This is a genomic window from Paraburkholderia sabiae (genome assembly GCF_030412785.1).
GTDB classification, from domain to species: domain Bacteria; phylum Pseudomonadota; class Gammaproteobacteria; order Burkholderiales; family Burkholderiaceae; genus Paraburkholderia; species Paraburkholderia sabiae.
Map to the genome: position 1 here is coordinate 5,976,074 of NZ_CP125295.1, position 19,150 is coordinate 5,995,223.

The 19,150-nt window shown below is 61.6% G+C and carries 21 protein-coding genes, 1 other RNA gene and 1 pseudogene; 9 read left to right on the forward strand and 14 right to left on the reverse strand.

The genetic code is table 11. The annotated features are described in order from the left end of the window. Positions 1–117: 117 nt before the first annotated feature. From dusB to ruvC, 4 genes are all read left to right on the forward strand, one after another. On the forward strand, positions 118–1,182 hold the full coding sequence (dusB, locus tag QEN71_RS26770; RefSeq protein WP_201655689.1) for a tRNA dihydrouridine synthase DusB: 1,065 nt from the start codon (positions 118–120) through the stop codon (positions 1,180–1,182). Further along, the gene (locus tag QEN71_RS26775) at positions 1,179–1,412 is read left to right on the forward strand and encodes a Fis family transcriptional regulator (RefSeq protein ID WP_007587477.1); all 234 of its coding nucleotides are present in this window, start codon (positions 1,179–1,181) and stop codon (positions 1,410–1,412) included. The genes dusB and QEN71_RS26775 overlap by 4 nt, the downstream gene beginning before the upstream one ends. Before the next feature lie 44 nt (positions 1,413–1,456). Next, a complete protein-coding gene (gene purH, locus QEN71_RS26780) occupies positions 1,457–3,022 on the forward strand; it encodes a bifunctional phosphoribosylaminoimidazolecarboxamide formyltransferase/IMP cyclohydrolase (RefSeq protein WP_201655692.1) in 1,566 nt (521 codons plus the stop codon). Between the two features lie 125 nt (positions 3,023–3,147). Beyond that, positions 3,148–3,690, forward strand: a complete 543-nt coding sequence (gene ruvC / locus QEN71_RS26785) for a crossover junction endodeoxyribonuclease RuvC (protein ID WP_147234438.1) — start codon at positions 3,148–3,150, stop codon at positions 3,688–3,690. Positions 3,691–3,702: 12 nt separating this feature from the next. Here the strand turns inward: ruvC and QEN71_RS26790 are convergent, their stop codons facing one another. Continuing rightward, positions 3,703–4,335 (reverse strand): LysE family translocator, encoded by a 633-nt coding sequence (locus QEN71_RS26790; protein WP_201655695.1) that lies wholly within the window; start codon positions 4,333–4,335, stop codon positions 3,703–3,705. A 165-nt stretch (positions 4,336–4,500) separates the two neighbouring features. Here QEN71_RS26790 and ruvA point away from each other — a divergent pair, with 165 nt between their 5' ends. Together ruvA and ruvB are read left to right on the forward strand one after the other, a co-directional pair. Then, entirely contained in the window at positions 4,501–5,082 is a 582-nt protein-coding gene (ruvA, locus tag QEN71_RS26795) for a Holliday junction branch migration protein RuvA (RefSeq protein WP_028371854.1), read from the forward strand. A gap of 109 nt (positions 5,083–5,191) precedes the next feature. After that, complete coding sequence (gene ruvB, locus QEN71_RS26800) at positions 5,192–6,256, forward strand: Holliday junction branch migration DNA helicase RuvB (RefSeq protein ID WP_201655698.1); 1,065 nt, start codon at positions 5,192–5,194, stop codon at positions 6,254–6,256. A 55-nt stretch (positions 6,257–6,311) separates the two neighbouring features. Here ruvB and QEN71_RS26805 read toward each other — a convergent pair whose 3' ends face one another. The 3 genes from QEN71_RS26805 to tyrS are packed head-to-tail and all read right to left on the reverse strand — an operon-like array spanning position 6,312 to position 8,757. Beyond that, positions 6,312–6,983, reverse strand: coding sequence for a histidine phosphatase family protein (locus tag QEN71_RS26805; RefSeq protein WP_201655701.1), 672 nt, complete (start codon positions 6,981–6,983; stop codon positions 6,312–6,314). A gap of 24 nt (positions 6,984–7,007) precedes the next feature. Further along, positions 7,008–7,466, reverse strand: a complete 459-nt coding sequence (gene dtd / locus QEN71_RS26810; RefSeq protein WP_201655705.1) for a D-aminoacyl-tRNA deacylase — start codon at positions 7,464–7,466, stop codon at positions 7,008–7,010. A 43-nt stretch (positions 7,467–7,509) separates the two neighbouring features. Further along, entirely contained in the window at positions 7,510–8,757 is a 1,248-nt protein-coding gene (gene tyrS / locus QEN71_RS26815) for a tyrosine--tRNA ligase (RefSeq protein WP_201655708.1), read from the reverse strand. Positions 8,758–9,024: 267 nt separating this feature from the next. Here tyrS and QEN71_RS26820 point away from each other — a divergent pair, with 267 nt between their 5' ends. Next, the gene (locus QEN71_RS26820) at positions 9,025–10,116 is read left to right on the forward strand and encodes an anhydro-N-acetylmuramic acid kinase (RefSeq protein WP_233472010.1); all 1,092 of its coding nucleotides are present in this window, start codon (positions 9,025–9,027) and stop codon (positions 10,114–10,116) included. Positions 10,117–10,210: 94 nt separating this feature from the next. On the opposite strand, the gene erpA is transcribed toward QEN71_RS26820, so the two are convergent. From erpA to rplM, 3 genes are all read right to left on the reverse strand, one after another. Then, positions 10,211–10,576 carry an iron-sulfur cluster insertion protein ErpA gene (gene erpA, locus QEN71_RS26825; protein WP_007587442.1) on the reverse strand — a complete coding sequence of 122 codons (366 nt, stop codon included), beginning with the start codon at positions 10,574–10,576 and terminating at the stop codon, positions 10,211–10,213. 263 nt (positions 10,577–10,839) lie between these two features. After that, complete coding sequence (gene rpsI / locus QEN71_RS26830) at positions 10,840–11,232, reverse strand: 30S ribosomal protein S9 (RefSeq protein ID WP_028371848.1); 393 nt, start codon at positions 11,230–11,232, stop codon at positions 10,840–10,842. 11 nt (positions 11,233–11,243) lie between these two features. Next, the gene (gene rplM / locus QEN71_RS26835) at positions 11,244–11,672 is read right to left on the reverse strand and encodes a 50S ribosomal protein L13 (protein ID WP_028371847.1); all 429 of its coding nucleotides are present in this window, start codon (positions 11,670–11,672) and stop codon (positions 11,244–11,246) included. 603 nt (positions 11,673–12,275) lie between these two features. On the opposite strand from rplM, the gene QEN71_RS26840 reads away from it, so the two are divergent. Next, entirely contained in the window at positions 12,276–12,698 is a 423-nt protein-coding gene (locus tag QEN71_RS26840; protein WP_007587439.1) for an OsmC family protein, read from the forward strand. Positions 12,699–12,768: 70 nt separating this feature from the next. Here the strand turns inward: QEN71_RS26840 and rnpB are convergent. From rnpB to pyrC, 3 genes and pseudogenes are all read right to left on the reverse strand, one after another. Further along, positions 12,769–13,182, reverse strand: an RNA gene (gene rnpB / locus QEN71_RS26845) — RNase P RNA component class A. Between the two features lie 99 nt (positions 13,183–13,281). Continuing rightward, positions 13,282–14,061, reverse strand: a pseudogene (locus tag QEN71_RS26850) (DUF3025 domain-containing protein); the annotation flags it as partial. A gap of 15 nt (positions 14,062–14,076) precedes the next feature. Beyond that, positions 14,077–15,141, reverse strand: coding sequence for a dihydroorotase (gene pyrC, locus QEN71_RS26855; RefSeq protein WP_201655714.1), 1,065 nt, complete (start codon positions 15,139–15,141; stop codon positions 14,077–14,079). Positions 15,142–15,357: 216 nt separating this feature from the next. Between pyrC and QEN71_RS26860 the strand changes: the two genes are divergently transcribed. Next, positions 15,358–16,263: a class II glutamine amidotransferase gene (locus tag QEN71_RS26860; RefSeq protein ID WP_201655717.1), complete on the forward strand. Its 906-nt coding sequence runs from the start codon at positions 15,358–15,360 to the stop codon at positions 16,261–16,263. Positions 16,264–16,268: 5 nt separating this feature from the next. On the opposite strand, the gene QEN71_RS26865 is transcribed toward QEN71_RS26860, so the two are convergent. The 4 genes from QEN71_RS26865 to QEN71_RS26880 all read right to left on the reverse strand — a co-directional run bounded on the left by QEN71_RS26865 (position 16,269) and on the right by QEN71_RS26880 (position 19,112). Beyond that, entirely contained in the window at positions 16,269–16,718 is a 450-nt protein-coding gene (locus QEN71_RS26865; RefSeq protein ID WP_201655720.1) for a hypothetical protein, read from the reverse strand. Positions 16,719–16,972: 254 nt separating this feature from the next. After that, a complete protein-coding gene (locus QEN71_RS26870) occupies positions 16,973–17,698 on the reverse strand; it encodes an amino acid ABC transporter ATP-binding protein (RefSeq protein WP_201655723.1) in 726 nt (241 codons plus the stop codon). After that, positions 17,695–18,372, reverse strand: coding sequence for a glutamate/aspartate ABC transporter permease GltK (gene gltK / locus QEN71_RS26875; RefSeq protein WP_201655726.1), 678 nt, complete (start codon positions 18,370–18,372; stop codon positions 17,695–17,697). Before gltK ends, QEN71_RS26870 begins: the two co-directional genes overlap by 4 nt. Next, positions 18,372–19,112, reverse strand: a complete 741-nt coding sequence (locus QEN71_RS26880; RefSeq protein WP_201655729.1) for an amino acid ABC transporter permease — start codon at positions 19,110–19,112, stop codon at positions 18,372–18,374. Before QEN71_RS26880 ends, gltK begins: the two co-directional genes overlap by 1 nt. Positions 19,113–19,150 lie beyond the last annotated feature (38 nt).

The window sequence follows — 19,150 nt, forward strand, 5'->3', positions numbered from 1 at the left end:
CTGTCTGGGGCTAGTCCGTTAACGCTAAAATAGCGGTTTTCCCTCGTATTTTGCGGTACGAGCGGTGCGCGAAGTCCACATTTTCGGCGCACCCGTCGCTCGCCGCCGATGTCCGCCATGCCCACTCTCGGCTCCCACACTCTGCGCAACAACCTGTTCGTCGCCCCGATGGCAGGTGTGACCGACCGGCCGTTCCGCCAGCTCTGCAAGCGCATGGGCGCTGGCTACGCGGTGTCGGAGATGGTCGCGTCGAACGCGCAGCTGTGGAAAAGCGAAAAAACGATGCGCCGCGCCAATCACACGGGCGAAGTCGAGCCGATCGCGGTGCAGATTGCGGGTGCCGATCCGCAGATGATGGCCGAGGCCGCTCGCTACAACGTCGCGAACGGCGCGCAGATCATCGACATCAACATGGGCTGCCCGGCCAAGAAGGTCTGCAACGTCGCGGCCGGTTCCGCGCTGCTGCAGAACGAGCCGCTCGTGCAGCGCATCGTCGAGGCCGTGGTGAACGCGGTTGGCGTCGGACCGGACGCCGTGCCCGTCACGCTGAAAATCCGCACCGGTTGGGATCGCGAGAACAAGAATGCGCTGAGTGTCGCGCGTCTCGCCGAAAACGCCGGCATTTCGATGCTCACCGTGCATGGCCGCACGCGCGCCGATCTTTACCACGGCGACGCGGAGTACGAAACGATTGCCGCCGTGAAGGCCGCGGTGAAGATTCCCGTGGTTGCGAACGGCGATATCACGTCGCCGCAGAAGGCGCGTCACGTGCTGGCCGCGACGGGCGCGGACGCGATCATGATCGGCCGCGCGGCGCAGGGCCGCCCGTGGCTGTTCCGCGAGATCGAATTTTTCCTCCAGACGGGCGAGCTGATGGAAGCGCCGCGGATCGACGAGATCCAGCAGGTGATGAACGAGCATCTGGAAGATCACTACGCCTTCTACGGCGAATTTACGGGCGTTCGCACTGCGCGCAAGCACATCGGCTGGTACACTCGCGGCCTTTCCGGCGCCAACGTGTTCCGCCATCGCATGAATACGCTGGACACGACGCGCGAACAACTGCTCGCCGTCAACGAATTCTTCGACGCGCAAAAGGCGATTTCGGACCGCCTCGTGTACGTCGACAACGAAGTCAACAACAACGGTGAGCAGGATCAAACCGACCGACTAGCAGCATGAGCAAGCACAATATCGAACAATGTGTCCGCGATAGCCTGGGGATGTACTTCCAGGATCTCGACGGCTCCAATCCGCACGACGTCTACGACATGGTGATTTCGTGCGTCGAAAAACCGCTGCTCGAGGTGGTGCTCGAGCAGGCCGGCGGCAACCAGTCGCTGGCAGCCGAGTATCTCGGCATCAACCGCAATACGCTGCGCAAGAAACTGCAACAGCACGGCCTGCTGTAGTTTCGGCGCCCTGCCACGCCTTTCATCGGCTATTTGTTCCCATCATGATCAAGCAAGCGCTCATCTCCGTTTCCGACAAGTCCGGCATCGTCGATTTCGCGAAATCGCTGTCGGACCTCGGCGTCAAGATCCTGTCGACGGGCGGCACCGCGAAACTGCTCGCGGACGCCGGTCTTTCCGTTACCGAAGTGGCCGACTACACGGGCTTTCCGGAAATGCTGGATGGGCGCGTGAAGACACTGCACCCGAAGGTGCACGGCGGCATCCTCGCCCGCCGCGATCTGCCCGAACACATGGCCGCGCTCGAAAAGCACGACATTCCGACCATCGACCTGCTCGTCGTAAACCTGTATCCGTTCGTGCAGACGATCTCGAAGGAAGAGTGCTCGCTCGAAGACGCGATCGAGAACATCGATATCGGCGGCCCGACGATGCTGCGTTCGGCGGCGAAGAATCATCGCGACGTGACCGTCGTCGTCGATCCGGCTGACTACGCGACCGTGCTCGAAGAAATGCGCGCGAACGGCAACACGGTCGGCTACAAGACCAACTTCCGCCTCGCGACCAAGGTGTTCGCACACACCGCGCAATACGACGGCGCGATCACGAACTACCTGACGAGCCTCACGGAAGAACTGCAGCACCGCGACCGCAACACGTATCCGGCCACGCTGAACATGGCGTTCGACAAGGTGCAGGACCTGCGCTACGGCGAGAATCCGCATCAGAGCGCCGCTTTCTACCGTGACATCGCGGTGCCCGCAGGCGCACTGGCGAACTATCGCCAGCTGCAGGGCAAGGAACTGTCGTACAACAACATCGCCGATTCGGACGCGGCGTGGGAATGCGTGAAGACGTTCGACGCGCCCGCCTGCGTGATCATCAAGCACGCGAATCCGTGCGGCGTGGCTATCGGCGCGAACCCGCACGAAGCGTATTCGAAGGCGTTCCAGACGGATCCGACTTCGGCGTTCGGCGGCATCATCGCGTTCAACCGCGAAGTCGACGATACGGCTGCTCAGGCTGTCGCGAAGCAGTTCGTCGAGGTGCTGATCGCACCGTCGTTCAGTGAAGCGGCGAAGCAGGTCTTCGCAGCCAAGCAGAACGTGCGTCTGCTCGAGATCGCTTTGGGCGACGGCCATAACGCGTTCGATCTGAAGCGCGTGGGCGGCGGCCTGCTGGTGCAATCGCTCGACGCCAAGAACGTGCAGCCGCACGAACTGCGCGTCGTCACGAAGCGTCACCCCACGCCGAAGGAAATGGACGATCTGCTGTTCGCGTGGCGCGTCGCGAAGTTCGTGAAGTCAAACGCAATCGTGTTCTGCGCAAACGGCATGACGATGGGCGTGGGCGCGGGCCAGATGAGCCGCGTGGACTCGGCGCGTATCGCGAGCATCAAGGCGCAGAACGCTGGCCTGACGCTGTCGGGCACGGCCGTGGCGTCGGATGCGTTCTTCCCGTTCCGCGACGGCCTCGACGTGGTCGTCAACGCGGGCGCAACGTGCGTGATCCAGCCGGGCGGCTCGATGCGCGACGACGAAGTGATCGCCGCCGCCGACGAGCACAATATCGCAATGGTCGTGACGGGCGTCCGCCACTTCCGCCACTGATCTGACCTGCTTCTCCCGAAGCGTTTTGAAACGGCCCGGCAGTGTGCAACTGCCGGGCCGTTTTGCATTTCGCGTTTGACGTTGTGCCGTTGTAGTATCGCAGGCACTGAATACGCACGGCACTTATGAGAATTCTCGGCATCGACCCAGGCTTGCGCGTGACCGGTTTCGGCGTGATCGATCAGTCCGGCCATCAGCTGACTTACGTCACGAGCGGCGTCATCAAGACAGCCGACGCCGATCTTCCGACGCGCCTCGGCACCATTTTCGAAGGCATCTCGACACTGATCCGCCAGCATGCGCCCGACCAGGCGGCAATCGAAAAGGTGTTCGTCAACGTCAACCCGCAGTCGACGCTGCTGCTCGGTCAGGCGCGTGGCGCAGCGATTTGCGGGATGGTGGCGGGCGGCGTGCCCGTTGCCGAATACACCGCGCTTCAACTGAAGCAGGCCGTGGTCGGCTACGGACGCGCGACCAAGGAACAGATGCAGCAGATGGTCGTGCGGCTCTTGTGCCTGTCGGGCATTCCGTCGACGGACGCCGCCGACGCGCTCGGCATGGCGATCTGCCACGCGCATGGCGGCGGCACGTTGAGCACGCTGGGCGGCATTGCGCCGGCGCTCGCGAAGAAGGGCTTGCGGGTACGGCGCGGGCGGTTGGTGGGCTAAACGCCCCCGGCGTCAGCGTTGTCCTGCCAGTGCGAGTCGGCACGCCAGGCCGGCGAACACCGAACTGAGCAGATACTGCGGCCAACGCGAAGGACGCTTGCCGCCAGTCAGTTTTCGGTTCAGCTTGCTGGCCAGCAGAATCACGCTGCCATTCACAAAGAAGCCGATCACATTGAGCACGGTCGCAAGCAACATGATCTGCACAGCGACCGATCCTGCCTCCGGCTTCACGAACTGTGGAAACAGCGCGAGCACGAACAGCGCAACCTTTGGATTGAGCAGGTTCGTGAACAGCCCTTGACTGAAAATTCGACCAACGGGATAGCGTCGCATCGACGCGTCGGGTGCGAGCATCGTGCCCTCCGAGCGGAGCGTCTTCCACGCGAGATAGAGCAGGTAGGCCGCGCCCGCGAAGCGCACGATGTCGTAGGCCATCGGCGCGGCAAGAAAGAGCTGTGACAGACCGAACGCCGCGGCAAGCGCGTGGCAGTATGTGCCGACCATAATCCCGGCGAACGACGCAAAGCCCGCCGCCCTTCCCTGACTCACGCTGCGGGACGCAATCAGCAACATATCAGGACCGGGTGTGGCAGTAAGCGCGAGACACGCGCCTGAAAACAGCGCGAGCGTGGTAAGACTGAGCATCGAAGACCCCTTTTGGCCAGTGGTGGAACGTCCAAAAGGGATCTCAGTTTAAGGAGCGCGTACCGCGAGGTCAATCGGCCGCCGCTTCCGACTTCGTCAGACGCAGCGTACGAAAGCCGATCGTGCTGCGCTACACTCGCGCTTTCCCTCTCGATTGAACCCGCCATGATCGGTCGCATCGCCGGCGTCCTGCTGGAAAAGAATCCGCCTCACCTTCTGATCGACTGCAACGGTGTCGGCTACGAAGTCGATGTACCGATGAGCACGTTCTACAACCTTCCGGGAACGGGCGAAAAGGTCGTGCTGCTCACGCAGATGATCGTGCGCGAAGACGCGCATCTGCTGTATGGCTTTCTCACGCCGCAAGAGCGTTCGACGTTTCGCGAATTGTTAAAGATCACGGGTATCGGCGCGCGCATGGCGCTGGCCGTCCTGTCGGGCATGAGCGTGCAGGAACTGTCGCAGACTGTGACGATGCAGGACGCCGCGCGTCTCACGCGGGTGCCGGGCATCGGCAAGAAGACGGCGGAGCGGCTCCTGCTCGAACTGAAGGGCAAGCTCGGCGCCGACCTCGGCGCGATGGCGGGCGCCGCGTCGCAGTCCGATCATGCGTCCGACATCCTGAATGCATTGCTGGCATTGGGTTACTCCGAAAAAGAAGCGCTGGCTGCCATCAAGAACGTGCCCGCCGGCACGGGTGTTTCCGAAGGCATCAAGCTCGCTTTGAAGGCGCTGTCGAAGGCCTGATTTCGCGCTCGACAAACGGCATGCGTGAAGCTTCGCACGCCGTTTTTTGAAACACACCCTGGCCGTTCGGCCAGGTCTTCGAACGGGCCGCGCGCGGTACAATGCCCGCATGATCGAACACGACAAACTCGCCGCCGAACGCATCATCGCCGCCACGCCTGTGTCGCCGAATGAGGAAGCGTTCGAGCGCGCGTTGCGCCCACGTCAGCTCGACGAATACGTCGGCCAGGAAAAGGTGCGCGGCCAGCTCGAAATTTTCATCGAGGCGGCCAAGCGCCGTTCGGAATCGCTGGATCACGTTCTGCTGTTCGGTCCGCCGGGTCTCGGCAAGACCACACTTGCACACATCATCGCGCGCGAAATGGGCGTGAATCTGCGGCAGACGTCAGGCCCCGTGCTGGAGCGCGCAGGCGATCTCGCGGCGCTGCTGACCAATCTCGAAGCCAACGACGTGCTCTTCATCGACGAGATTCACCGGCTGTCGCCCGTCGTCGAGGAAATCCTGTATCCGGCACTCGAGGATTATCAGATCGACATCATGATCGGCGAAGGCCCCGCCGCGCGCAGCGTGAAGCTCGATCTGCAGCCGTTCACGCTGGTCGGCGCAACGACGCGTGCGGGCATGCTGACCAATCCGTTGCGCGACCGATTCGGTATCGTCGCGCGGCTGGAGTTTTATAACGCGGAAGAACTGGCGCGCATCGTGAGCCGTTCGGCGTCGCTGCTGGGCGCGCAGATTCATCCCGATGGCGCACTGGAAATCGCGAAGCGCTCGCGCGGTACACCGCGTATCGCGAACCGGCTGCTGCGCCGCGTGCGCGATTACGCCGAAGTGAAGGCAGACGGCAATATCACCGCGAAGGTCGCGGATGCGGCGCTGAAAATGCTGGATGTCGATCCCGTCGGTTTCGATCTGATGGACCGCAAGCTGCTTGAAGCGATCCTGCACAAGTTCGATGGCGGTCCGGTCGGCGTCGACAATCTGGCGGCGGCAATCGGTGAAGAGCGCGACACGATCGAAGACGTGCTTGAGCCGTATCTGATTCAGCAAGGCTTTCTGCAACGCACGCCGCGCGGACGAGTCGCAACGATGCTGACGTATCGGCACTTCGGCCTGGCCGCACCCGATTCGGCGAGCCCGGTCCGCAATCTGTGGGATTCGGAGAAGAGCTAAGCGGCTCCTCGGAAACAGGACACGCGGTGCGCCATGTCGCCGCGTCTTATCGAATTCAACGCGCTGATTCAGGCGTCTTCTTGAAGCTGTCGTCTTCGGCGTGGCCGCCAAGATGTGTGACATCCGCCCACGACACGACCGACGCGCGGCCGTCTTCGAAATCGACCACGTTCACGCTCGTGTTCAGCAACTGATAGTTGCGCGGCGCATCCAGCGACAAACCGTTCGCGAAGCGATACACACAATCCAGCACGCCGCCATGCGCGACACACGCAATCCGTCCATTCGGATGCGCAGCGACGATCGGTTCGAGCGCATGCAGCACGCGGTGATAGAACACGCGCTGCGATTCGCCTTCCGGCGGGTGGAAGCCAGGATCGCGCGTTTGCCATTGCGCGTACTCATCGGGAAAGCGCAGCGCGATCTCGTCGCTGTCGTGCCCCTGGAACGCGCCGTAATTGCGCTCGCGCAGGCCTTCGCTGAGTTGCAGCGGCAGTCCGAGCACATCAGCAAAAGGCTGCGCCGTTTGCTGTGCGCGCATCAGATCGCTCGAATAGATCGCGTCGAGTCGCGCGCCCTCTTTCAACTCGCGCGCAAACCGTTCAGCGAGCCGCTGGGCCTGCTCGACGCCGCTCGTCGCGAGCGGAATGTCGATGTGCCCTTGAATGCGCTTGATGCGGTTCCAGTCGGTTTCGCCGTGTCGGATGAAGAGAACTTGTGTCGCCATGAATTCGGAACCGGAAAACGAAGATTACGCGCGCGTTTGCAACCAGAACGTCACTGGACCGTCGTTGACGAGCGACACCTGCATGTCCGCGCCGAACTCGCCCGTTTCGACGATGGGATGCTTCGCCCGCGCCGCCGAGACGAAGTAGTCGAACAGCCGCTTGCCCTCGTCAGGCGGCGCGGCAGGCGTAAAACTCGGACGCAGACCGCTGTTCGTGTCGGCGGCCAGCGTGAACTGAGACACCAGCAATAAGCCGCCCGCGCTCCCCGCGCCGTCGATATTCTGCACCGGCAGATTCATCTTGCCCGCAACGTCACTGAACACGCGATAGCCGAGCAACTTGGCTAGCAGCTTGTCGGCGATGGCGTCGGTGTCGCCGCGCTCCGCGCAGACCAGCGCGAGCAGGCCTGCATCGATCGCACCCGTCACGCGATCGTCGACGCGTACTTCGGCTCGCCGCACGCGTTGTATCAGCGCGATCATGCGGCGCGAGCCCGTTGAGTCGCGTTCGAACGCAGGCAGCGCATCATGCCGTCAACGTGACACGCGCAAAGCGGCGCTTGCCGACTTGCACGACGAACTCGCCCGCTTCGACCTTCAGCCCCTTGTCCGAAACGGTGGCGCCGTCGATCTTCACGCCGCCCTGCTCGATGTTGCGCAGCGCTTCGCTCGTCGACGGCACGAGGCCCGCCTGCTTCAGCAACTGGCCAATAGCCAGCGGCGCGCCCGCCAGCGTCACCGACGGGATATCGTCCGGCACGCCGCCCTTCGCACGGTGATTGAAGTCTTCGAGCGCGCGTTCGGCGTCGGCCTGCGAGTGAAAGCGCGCGACAATTTCCTGCGCGAGCAACACCTTGAAGTCGCGCGGATTGCGCCCGCCTTCGATCTCGCGCTTGTAGCCCTCGATTTCCGTCATCGGACGGAACGACAGCAGTTCGAAGTAGCGCCACATCAGCACGTCGGAGATGCTCATCAGCTTGCCGAACATGTCGGTCGGCTTCTCGCTGATACCGACGTAGTTGCCCTTCGACTTCGACATCTTTTCGACGCCGTCGAGACCTTCGAGCAGCGGCATCGTCAGAATGCACTGCTGTTCCTGGCCATACTGCTTCTGCAGTTCACGGCCGACCAGCAGGTTGAACTTCTGGTCCGTGCCACCGAGTTCGAGGTCGGCATTCAGCGCGACCGAGTCGTAGCCCTGCATCAGCGGATACAGGAATTCGTGGATCGAAATGGGCACGCCGCTCTGGAACCGCTTCGTGAAGTCTTCGCGTTCCAGAATGCGCGCGACGGTGTAACGCGATGCGAGCTTGATCATGCCGTCGGCGCCGAGCGGCATCGACCATTCGCTGTTGTAGCGGATTTCCGTCTTCGCGCGGTCGAGCACGAGCGCGGCCTGTTCGAAGTACGTCTTCGCGTTCGATTCGATCTGCTCGCGCGTGAGCGGCGGACGCGTCGCATTGCGGCCGGACGGATCGCCAATCAGCGACGTGAAATCGCCGATCAGGAAGATCACCGTGTGGCCGAGGTCCTGCAACTGGCGCATCTTGTTCAGCACGACGGTGTGGCCGATGTGGATGTCGGGCGCCGTCGGGTCGAGACCGAGCTTGATACGCAGCGGCGTACCTGTGGCCGCGCTCTTCGCGAGCTTTTGCGCGAACTCCTCTTCGATCAGCAGTTCGTCGACGCCGCGCTTCGTGACTTCGAGCGCGTGGCGGACTTCGTCGGTGATCGGGTAGGCGGAATTGGGCTTGGCGGTGGACTCGGTGCTCATGCTGGAACGGGAGATCGCAAAAAGAGAGATTGTCCCATAGTTGCGGCGCATTGCGCCCTCTACTCGCTGCAAACGTCGGGAACTACGTCGAAGCACATTGTCCGGATTTTTCGCCGACGCGCACCCTGGCCGATCGGCCAGGTTGTTATGCAACTCGCCGTTGAGCGACAATTCTCGACAACAGCACGCGAGAAGCGTGCGTCAGCGCTACAGGAGCACAACGTGGACAACACAGGCAACAGGGCAGACGGCGTGTATTTCGGATTGATGTCGGGCACGAGCATGGACGGCGTGGACGGGGTCGCGGTCGAGTTTGCGGCGGGTAAGGCGCCCGTCGTGCGGTCGCAGGCATTCGTGGGTTTTTCCGAAGGCCTGCGCGAAGCACTGTTCCGTCTCCAGCAGCCCGGCGACAACGAAATCGAGCGCGAGGCACTGGCCGCCAACGCGCTGGCTGCACGCTACACGGTGTGCTGCCATGAGTTGCTGCGTTCGGGAAATCTGTCCGCCGCCGATGTGCGCGCGATCGGCGTGCACGGTCAGACGGTGCGGCATCGGCCCGAAAAGGGTTACACGCGCCAGATCAACAACCCGGCCTTGCTCGCAGAAATGACGCACATCGACGTGATCGCCGATTTCCGTAGCCGCGATGTCGCAGCGGGCGGCCAGGGCGCGCCCCTTGTGCCTGCGTTCCACGCGACGGTTTTCGGGGCGAAGAACGAGACGCGCGTGGTTTGCAACCTCGGCGGGATCAGCAATATCACGATTCTGTCGGCGAACGGGGCCGTGCGCGGCTTCGATTGCGGCCCCGCGAATGCGCTGCTCGACGAATGGGCGCACCGGCATCTGCGCAAACCCTTCGATGAGAACGGTCAGTTTGCCGCGACGGGCCAGGTGCATCGGCCGCTGTTGAACGCGTTCCTCGACGAGCCGTTTTTCGAGGCGCAACCGCCCAAGAGCACGGGGCGCGACCTGTTCAACCCGGAGTGGCTCGACGCCAAGCTGCAAGGTTTCGCCGATGTCAGTCCCGCCGACGTCCAGGCCACGCTGGTCGCGCTGACCGCCGTGACGGTCGCGCGCGAAATCGAGCGCCATGCGCCCGACTGCAAGGCCGTATATGTATGCGGTGGCGGAGCGCGCAATCCCGAGATCATGAAAGCGCTGCAGAGCGCGCTTGCGGAAAGCGGCTGTAGCGGCGTCCCGGTCATGACGACTGAGGCGCTCGGCGTGCCGCCGCACCAGGTCGAGCCGCTGGCGTTCGCGTGGCTCGCCATGCGCTGCGTCGCGCGGGAGCCCGGGAATTTGCCGTCAGTAACCGGCGCGGCCGACGAACGGGTGCTTGGCGCGATCTATCCGCGTTGAGCGACTGCCCGGAAGTCGACTTGCGAAAACAAAAACGGGGCCGAAGCCCCGTTTTACCATCATTTGCGCGACGTAAAGCGCGAAATAGATTCGATTACACCGAGAACGACGAACCGCAACCACAGGTGGTCGTGGCGTTCGGGTTCTTGATCACGAACTGAGCGCCGTTGATATCGTCCTTGTAGTCGATCTCAGCGCCCACCAAGTACTGGTAGCTCATCGAGTCGATCAGCAACTGGACGCCGCTCTTGTTCATCACGGTGTCGTCTTCGTTGATTGCTTCGTCGAAGGTGAAACCATACTGAAAGCCCGAGCAACCGCCACCCTGCACGAAAACGCGCAGTTTCAGTTCCGGGTTGCCTTCTTCTTCGATCAGTTCCTTGACCTTGTCAGCCGCTGCGTCGGTAAAGACGAACGGTGCCGGCATCTCGGTCACGGGGGTGTCGGTCACTGCGTCCATGCGAACTCTCCAAAAAAGCTTCTAGCCGCTATTGTATTGCTCTTCCCGATATCGTGCTGATGCCCATGAAATCAATAGGTTCTTATGCAGAACAGCTTAGGACAAGCTCGGACTGGATGTGTTACCCCTGTCCCGACGCGCCCCAAAGGCAGACGGCACGCACGATGGAAAATAAAAAGCCGAAAATAAAAAAGCCGCCTTCGCATCTGCGTTGGCGGCTTTCTGCAGCAGGCCCTGTCTGAAACAGAGCCAGCCCGAAACGATTAACGCTTCGAGAACTGCTTGCGGCGACGTGCCTTGTGGAAACCGACCTTCTTACGCTCGACTTCACGTGCGTCACGCGTCACGAAGCCTGCGTTCGACAGTGCCGACTTCAGCGTTGCGTCGTAGTCCATCAGCGCGCGGGTGATGCCGTGGCGAACTGCGCCCGCCTGGCCCGTTTCACCGCCGCCCGACACGTTGACCTTGATGTCGAACGTGGCGCCGTGGTTCGTCAGTTCCAGCGGCTGGCGCACGATCATCAGCGACGTTTCGCGCGAGAAGTAGTCAGCGATGGGCTTGCCATTGACGACGATGTCGCCCTTGCCTGCCTTGATGAAGACACGAGCAACTGCGCTCTTGCGGCGGCCCGTACCGTAATTCCAGTTACCGATCATGTGGGCTCCCCTTAGATCTCGAGCGCCTTCGGCTGTTGAGCCGAGTGCGGATGCGTTGCGTCTGCGTAGACCTTCAGCTTCTTGATCATCGCGTAGCCCAGCGGGCCCTTCGGCAGCATGCCCTTGACCGCCTTCTCGAGCGCACGGCCCGGGAAGCGTTCTTGCATCTTGCCGAACGTCGTTTCATAGATACCGCCCGGGTAGCCCGAGTGGCGATAGTACTTCTTGTCCGTGGTCTTGTTGCCCGTGACCTTCAGCTTGCCGGCGTTGATAACGATGATGAAATCACCGGTGTCGACGTGCGGAGTGAACTCAGGCTTGTGCTTGCCGCGAAGACGGTGTGCCACTTCGCTGGCGACACGGCCGAGAACCTTATCCGTCGCGTCAATCACAAACCATTCACGCGTCACCTCATGGGCTTTTGCGGAAAACGTCTTCATGATCGATCCAAAAAATTAGTGCTGCGCCCAGTGTTTTTCCTGCTTGTATGTGCGCTTCGAGGCGCGTGCAGGCTCTCCCTGTTCTTCCTCCGCGGGCACGATTGCGGAAAAGCTGATGATTATAAAGGATTTTGCCTCAAAGAGTCAAAACATGAGAGGCAACCGGGGAAGGATGGACGAAAAAAAGCCCGAACTAGCGGTTCGGGCTTAATCCACCTTAGGAGGAGGGTGGAGGAGACATGCGGAGATTGTCGAACTGCGACAACCAATGAACAGATTATATGGGCGCAGCTTGTGCAACGCAAGAACATTTGCAATGCGAAATTCGATTTCATAATTTGAAATCCACCAACCGTCTTCACATCGGGCGCCATCCGGTTTGAAAACAATGGGTTGCTTGATTTTCAGCGATCCGGCACCCAAGTTGATGTCAGGCAGCAATCTCAAAATGGTCCGTGCTATCCCCTATGCGCGGAACATGCGGCGGCGCAACATACAACCCCGACCGCGCATAAGCTGCGACCGATGTCGCTCCGGGCGAGCCACCATCGGTCGGGCTACAATGCGCTTCTCGAATTCAAGCTTGTCAGACGGAGTACACGCATGGAATGCAAAGTCAGCTGGATGGGTCAGGACGGCATGGCATTCGCCGCCGAAACGGGCAGCGGCCACCTCGTCGCGATGGACGGCGCGCCGGAAGGCGGCGGCCGCAATCTGGCGCCGCGTCCCATGGAAATGGTGTTGCTCGGCACGGGCGGCTGCACCGCGTACGACGTTGTGATGATCCTGAAGAAAAGCCGTCAGGAAATCAGCGGCTGTTCGGTGACGCTGAAAGCCGAGCGCGCAAGCGAAGACCCGAAGGTGTTTACCAAGGTCCACTTCCACTTCACGGTGACGGGCAAGAACCTGAATCCGTCGACGGTGGAACGCGCGATCAATCTGTCGCACGACAAATATTGCTCGGCGTCAATCATGATCGCGAAGACAGCCGAACTCACGCATTCGTTCGATATCGTCGCGGACTGAGTCCAGACCGGAATCGGCGTGTCAATAAAAATGCCGGCGTCCCAACGGACGCCGGCATTTGTCATTTAAGCGGCAAAGCAGGCCGATAAGCCGGATTCTGTGCACGCGACGCGCCCGAAAGCGCGTCACGCGTGGCAGTCATTCCTCTAGGCGCGCCATTACTGACGCGCTCAAGCTTCCTACCCGCTGACGTGACGGGGGCCCCGTCCTGCATCTCGAAGATGCTAGCCAGCCTACTTGGAATTGCTCCGGGTGGAGGTTACCGTGCCGGTCTACGTCGCCGCAGCCGCGGTGCGCTCTTACCGCACCGTTTCACCCTTACCTGATCCCGTCTTGCGACGGGCCATCGGCGGTTTGCTTTCTGTTGCCCTGTTCCGCGTGTCACCACGGATGGCCGTTAGCCATCACCCTGCCCTGTGGAGTCCGGACTTTCCTCGCCCTCGCCGGCCGAAACCGCCGAGGCCGCGACTGCCTGGCCTGCTTTGCTGGCGGCGATTTTACCATCGGGCGCGACGCGGGACCGTCGGCCGCTGCGAAACACGGAACCGTCGTCGTAAAAGGATGCCGTCTCGTTGTCCGCCCACCAGCCTGGAATGCCGAGCACCGGGAGCGGCGCGAACATCTGGCTGCTGAAGGCGTCGCCGTCCAGCAATGCGCAGGCGACGGCATCATCCAGAAACGCGTCGCGTGCAGCGCGTGTCCACGTGAAATACGCCGACGGCACCGCGACGATCCACGCATGCCCAGTGCATGCCTTGTAAGGCATGACGAGCTTTTCGAGCAGCGCGTGCCCGAAACAGCGCACTTCGCAGCGCGAGTCCCATGCAGGGCGTTGATCGATGAAAAGCGTCTTCCAGTCGAACGAGCGCAGCGCGGTGCTCAACGTCGGATCTGACGATGCAAACAGCACGGCGTTTTCATCGAACACCGTGAGTGCATCGCGGATGCCGCCACGCGTCGGACCGATGCCCAGCGCATCGACGGCCGCCGATCCGCGCGCGCTCAGCGCTGCCTTGATGCGCGGAAACTGGAACCACGTCAGCGCATTGAAGAAGTCATGGAGATTGTGGCGCGTCGGCACGCAGCCCGTTGCCGCGATATGCGCCTCGTAGGCGGTGCCGGGCGGCAACGCATCCTGAGGGATGAACGCGAGCTTCTGTCCGCGTCCCGTCGTGATGAGAGCGGAAGCCGCGTCCGCATTCATCTCACGCAACTGTTCGAACGCGCCGACCAGCGCGGCCTGTTGCCACCGCACGCCGAGAGCCGCGACCTGCGCAAACCACGGCCGCGACCAGTCGATATCCGCAAAGCCCGGCGCGGCGCGCTTCGGCGCACCGTCCAGTGAAACTGCACCACGCGACATACCGTCAGCCGGTTCTCAAACGAGCTTCCAGTCGATTGCCTCGCCACCGCGCAGCGGCACGACGGGCGTATCGCCCGCTTCAACTTCCGCGGGAAGCGTCCACTGTTCGCGACGCAGCGTCACTTTCTCTTCGCTACGCGGCAGACCGTAGAAGTCCGCACCGTAGAAGCTCGCGAAACCTTCGAGCTTGTCCAGCGCGCCCGCCGTATCGAACGCTTCTGCGTACAGTTCGAGCGCATGCAGCGCCGTGTAGCAGCCCGCGCAGCCGCATGCATGCTCCTTCAGACCCTTCGGATGCGGCGCGCTGTCCGTGCCGAGGAAGAAGCGCGGATTGCCCGACGTCGCCGCTTCGACGAGCGCCACGCGATGCGTCTCGCGCTTCAGCACCGGCAGACAGTAGTAATGCGGACGAATGCCGCCCTGGAAAATCGCGTTGCGGTTGTACAGCAGATGATGCGCGGTGATCGTCGCGCCGAGCAGTTCGGGCGGCGCGCCCGCGTCGCGGACGTAATCGGCGGCATCTTTGGTCGTGATGTGCTCGAACACGACTTTCAGCGCCGGGAAATCGCGGCGCAGCGGCGTCATTACGCGATCGATGAACACTTTCTCGCGATCGAACAGATCGATCGACGACTCCGTCACTTCGCCGTGGATCAGCAGCGGCATCCCCACTTCCTGCATCGCTTCCAGCGTCTTCGCGCACTTGTGGATGTCGGTGACACCTGCGTCCGAGTTCGTCGTCGCACCTGCCGGGTAGAGCTTCACGCCATGCACGAAGCCGCTTTCGCGCGCGCGGCGGATTTCGTCGGGCGGTGTGTTGTCGGTGAGATACAACGTCATCAGCGGCTCGAACTTCACGCCCGCCGGAATCGCCGCGACGATCCGCTCGCGATAGGCGCGCGCCATTTCTGTCGTCGTGACGGGCGGCTTCAGGTTCGGCATGATGATCGCGCGGCCGAACTGGCGCGCGGTATGCGGCAGGACGGCCGCGAGCATCGCGCCGTCGCGGACGTGCAGGTGCCAGTCATCGGGACGGGCGAGCGTGAGGGTATCGACGGAAGCAGCGGTAGAAGCAGTCATGGCGGGAACTCACGAGGGGCGCAGACACGGCAAACCGCACGACGCACGACATAACTGACGAGGCTAATCCACAAATGCAGCCAAAACACCCGTCAATTTTGCTTTTTGCCGTTTCTGGCTCGGTGATATGCTTGGAAAATCATCATTGTAACGGGTCGGCTCCGGCGTGCTGATGCCCCGCTGCATACCCCGTTCGAAAGGCTTGTCTTCCGCATCATGTGCCAACTACTCGGAATGAATTGCGCCGCGCCGACGGACGTCACGTTCTCGTTCACCGGCTTCGCAGCACGCGGCGGCGTCACCGACCACCACTCCGACGGCTGGGGCATCGCCTTCTTCGAAGACAAGGCCTGTCGCCTGTTCATCGACCATCAGTCGTCGGCCACCTCGCCGATCGCCGACATGGTCAAGAGCTACCCGATCAAGTCGAAGAACACGATTGCGCATATCCGTAAGGCGACGCAAGGGCATATCGTGCTCGAGAACTGTCACCCGTTCATGCGCGAACTGTGGGGACGTCACTGGATCTTCGCGCACAACGGCGATCTGCAGAACTACAGCCCGGTGTTGTCGGGCGTGTATCAGCCCGTCGGCAGCACGGATAGCGAACTGGCGTTCTGCGCGCTGCTTCAAGGTCTGCGCAAGGCGTTTCCAGGCTCGCAGCCGCCGCTCGACGAACTGTTCGCCGCACTCGAAACGCTCACGAAGGAAATCACACAGTTCGGCGTGTTCAATTTTCTGATGTCGAACGGCCAGGCGCTGTTCGCACATTGCTCGACGCATCTGCATTACCTCGTGCGCAGTTGGCCTTTTTCGACCGCGCATCTCGTCGACGCGGACGTGTCGATCGACTTCGCGAAGTACACGACGCCCGAAGACCGCGTCGCCGTCATCGCCACGCAGCCGCTGACGGACAACGAAATCTGGACGGCCTTCGAGCCCGGCGACCTGCTGATGTTCCAGCATGGCGAAGTGATCGCGCGTGCCAATGTGCCTGTGCCGCCTGCCGTGCTGGAGAAGGCGCGCAATCCGGCTTGCGATCCCGGCGCATCGGCGAGCATGCTGCCCGCCGCTTCCGTGGCCGATCTCGAATCGGACGACGCGGCGGCGTACGAATCCTGATCGTTTTATCTGGCGGTGGCGTGTGTTCCGCACAGAAGCAACTGCAACGCTGGATGACAACGCCATCCGTCCTCGCACGCGCCTTTCGCCTCGCTGCGTTCAGCGCAATGTGAACAGCTATCGCACAACTTCGAGCGACAGATTTCCAGACTCGCCGCCAGGATGCGCGCGCTCAACGGATCTGCGTAGTCGACGGCATGAATATCGAGCAACAGACGCTCTAGCTGCGACTCTTGTCCCTTGAATTCGACATCTCGCATCAGACGCTCTGCGATCCGGATCGCCTCAGTCTCCAGTACCCCTAACAATTCTTTGGATAACTGATTATTAAACGCATAACGTGAAACCCACAACCGCGCCGATTCCAGGAATTGCCCGGGCGTCAGCCACTGTCCTTCCAAGTGCATTGACATCAGCTCGTGAACGACGAGGTCGCTCAACAAAAACACTTTCATGACACTCTCTTGTCGATCGAAACGGATGACGGCAACGCAGTTCGCCCGCACTCATCGCATTTCGCCCGGCAAGCTTATGCTCGCGCGAGTATGGATCACATGAGACGAGTCCGATTAATCAACGCATTAATAGATAACATTCCTAACATTTCCTCGCTTAGTCTTATGTTGCGCAAGCGACGGCAAGACAACTCTGCGACAAATAAAAAAGCCGCTTCCGAAGAAGCGGCTTTTTCAACAACTGAAGCCTAATCTCAGTGCAGGATCTTTGCGAGGAAGTCCTTCGCGCGATCCGACTTCGGATTCGCAAAGAAGTCTTCCTTGCGGTCGTCCTCGACGATCAAGCCCTTGTCCATGAAGATCACGCGATGCGCGACCTTCTTCGCGAAGCCCATTTCGTGCGTCACGCACATCATGGTCATGCCTTCCTGCGCGAGTTCGACCATCACGTCGAGCACTTCGTTGATCATCTCGGGGTCGAGCGCCGACGTCGGCTCGTCGAATAGCATCGCGACGGGATCCATCGACAGCGCGCGCGCAATCGCCACGCGCTGCTGCTGACCGCCCGACAGCTGGCCCGGATACTTGTCGGCATGCGCGCGCAGGCCGACGCGATCGAGCAGCTTCAGGCCCTTCGCGGTCGCTTCGTCCTTCGAACGGCCGAGCACCTTGATCTGCGCGAGCGTCAGGTTTTCGGTGATCGACAGATGCGGGAACAGTTCGAAGTGCTGGAACACCATGCCGACCTTCGCACGCAGCTTCGACAGGTTCGTCTTCTTGTCGGTCAGCGACTGGCCGTTGATGACGATGTCACCCTTCTGGAACGGCTCGAGGCCGTTCACGGTCTTGATGAGCGTCGATTTGCCCGAACCCGACGGGCCGCACACGACGACCACTTCGCCCTTTTTGATTTCCGTCGTGCAGTCGGTCAGCACTTGAAACTGGCCGTACCACTTCGACACATTCTTGATAGAGATCATCTTGCGACCTTTTTCTGAAGACTTTTGACGAGGCCCGACGCGACCACGCAGATCACGAAGTAACACGCACCGGCGAACAGTACCATTTCGACGTTCGTACCGTCACGGTCGCCAATATTCGTGGCCGTGCGGAAGAAGTCGGCGAGACTGATCACGTAGACGAGCGACGTATCCTGAAACAGCACGATGGCCTGCGTGAGCAGCAGCGGCACCATCGCGCGGAACGCCTGCGGCAGCACCACGAGGCGCATCGCCTGCGAATAGTTCATGCCGAGCGCGAACGACGCATTGACCTGCCCGCGCGGTACCGCCTGAATGCCGGCACGGATGATTTCCGAGTAATACGCGGCTTCGAACAGCGAGAACGCGACCATCGCCGAAGCGAGGCGGATGTCGATGTCCGCGGAAAGGCCCAACACGTTCTGAAGCACCTGCGGCACGATCAGGAAGAACCACAGCAGAACCATCACCAGCGGGATCGAGCGGAAGAGCGTCACGTACAGCTTCGCGAACCACTCCAGCGGCTTGACGCCCGACAGGCGCAAGAGCGCGAGCACCGTGCCCCACACGATACCGATCACGATCGCGAGCAGCGTGATCTTGAACGTGACGATGGCGCCCGTCCACAGCGTCGGCAGTGCGCCCGGAATACCGCTCCAGTCGAAATGATGCATCACTTGCCTCCGATATAGCCAGGCAGCCGGCTCTTGGCTTCGACGATGCGCATCAGCGTCATCACGATCAGGTTGATGAGCAGATACGCGACCGTGACAGCGATGAACGACTCATACGTCTGCGCCGTGTAGTCGACGAGCTGACGCGCCTGCGCCGACAGATCGAGCAGACCGATGGTCGACGCGACGGCGGAGTTCTTGAAGATGTTCAGGAACTCGGACGTGAGCGGCGGCACGATGATCCGGTACGCAACGGGCAGCAGCACGTAGCGATACGTCTGCCATTGCGTCAAGCCGAGCGCGAGACCCGCGCCGCGCTGGCCGCGCGGCAGTGCGTTGATGCCCGAGCGCACCTGCTCGCACACCCGTGCGGCCGTGAACAGCCCGAGACAGATGATCGACGACGAGAAGAACTGCGCGCCGGGCGGCAGTTGCTTGAACCACGTACCGATCGAAACGGGCAGCAGTTCCGGTATCACCAGATACCAGACGAAGAACTGAACGATCAGCGGAATGTTACGGAAGATGGCGACGTAGACGGTGCCGATCGCCGCGAGCTTCTTGTTCGGGACCGTGCGCAGCACGCCGAACAGCGAACCCACGATCAGCGCGATCACCCACGCGGACAGCGAAACGGTGACCGTCACCCAGAGGCCGGACAGGAGCCAGCCGAGATAGGTGGTCGGCTCGCCGGTGGAAACCGGACTTAGCAGAATGCCCCAGTTCCAGTGGTATGACATGACGAAGACTCCAACAAAAAGAAACGGAAGAAGCGCCT

Bases quoted from the DNA above. Each gene is read 5' to 3' on its own strand.
- dusB (WP_201655689.1), top strand. From the start codon at position 118: ATGCCCACTCTCGGCTCCCACACTCTGCGCAACAACCTGTTCGTCGCC.
- QEN71_RS26775 (WP_007587477.1), top strand. From the start codon at position 1,179: ATGAGCAAGCACAATATCGAACAATGTGTCCGCGATAGCCTGGGGATG.
- purH (WP_201655692.1), top strand. From the start codon at position 1,457: ATGATCAAGCAAGCGCTCATCTCCGTTTCCGACAAGTCCGGCATCGTC.
- ruvC (WP_147234438.1), top strand. From the start codon at position 3,148: ATGAGAATTCTCGGCATCGACCCAGGCTTGCGCGTGACCGGTTTCGGC.
- QEN71_RS26790 (WP_201655695.1), bottom strand. From the start codon at position 4,335: ATGCTCAGTCTTACCACGCTCGCGCTGTTTTCAGGCGCGTGTCTCGCG.
- ruvA (WP_028371854.1), top strand. From the start codon at position 4,501: ATGATCGGTCGCATCGCCGGCGTCCTGCTGGAAAAGAATCCGCCTCAC.
- ruvB (WP_201655698.1), top strand. From the start codon at position 5,192: ATGATCGAACACGACAAACTCGCCGCCGAACGCATCATCGCCGCCACG.
- QEN71_RS26805 (WP_201655701.1), bottom strand. From the start codon at position 6,983: ATGGCGACACAAGTTCTCTTCATCCGACACGGCGAAACCGACTGGAAC.
- dtd (WP_201655705.1), bottom strand. From the start codon at position 7,466: ATGATCGCGCTGATACAACGCGTGCGGCGAGCCGAAGTACGCGTCGAC.
- tyrS (WP_201655708.1), bottom strand. From the start codon at position 8,757: ATGAGCACCGAGTCCACCGCCAAGCCCAATTCCGCCTACCCGATCACC.
- QEN71_RS26820 (WP_233472010.1), top strand. From the start codon at position 9,025: ATGTCGGGCACGAGCATGGACGGCGTGGACGGGGTCGCGGTCGAGTTT.
- erpA (WP_007587442.1), bottom strand. From the start codon at position 10,576: ATGGACGCAGTGACCGACACCCCCGTGACCGAGATGCCGGCACCGTTC.
- rpsI (WP_028371848.1), bottom strand. From the start codon at position 11,232: ATGATCGGTAACTGGAATTACGGTACGGGCCGCCGCAAGAGCGCAGTT.
- rplM (WP_028371847.1), bottom strand. From the start codon at position 11,672: ATGAAGACGTTTTCCGCAAAAGCCCATGAGGTGACGCGTGAATGGTTT.
- QEN71_RS26840 (WP_007587439.1), top strand. From the start codon at position 12,276: ATGGAATGCAAAGTCAGCTGGATGGGTCAGGACGGCATGGCATTCGCC.
- pyrC (WP_201655714.1), bottom strand. From the start codon at position 15,141: ATGACTGCTTCTACCGCTGCTTCCGTCGATACCCTCACGCTCGCCCGT.
- QEN71_RS26860 (WP_201655717.1), top strand. From the start codon at position 15,358: ATGTGCCAACTACTCGGAATGAATTGCGCCGCGCCGACGGACGTCACG.
- QEN71_RS26865 (WP_201655720.1), bottom strand. From the start codon at position 16,718: ATGAAAGTGTTTTTGTTGAGCGACCTCGTCGTTCACGAGCTGATGTCA.
- QEN71_RS26870 (WP_201655723.1), bottom strand. From the start codon at position 17,698: ATGATCTCTATCAAGAATGTGTCGAAGTGGTACGGCCAGTTTCAAGTG.
- gltK (WP_201655726.1), bottom strand. From the start codon at position 18,372: ATGCATCATTTCGACTGGAGCGGTATTCCGGGCGCACTGCCGACGCTG.
- QEN71_RS26880 (WP_201655729.1), bottom strand. From the start codon at position 19,112: ATGTCATACCACTGGAACTGGGGCATTCTGCTAAGTCCGGTTTCCACC.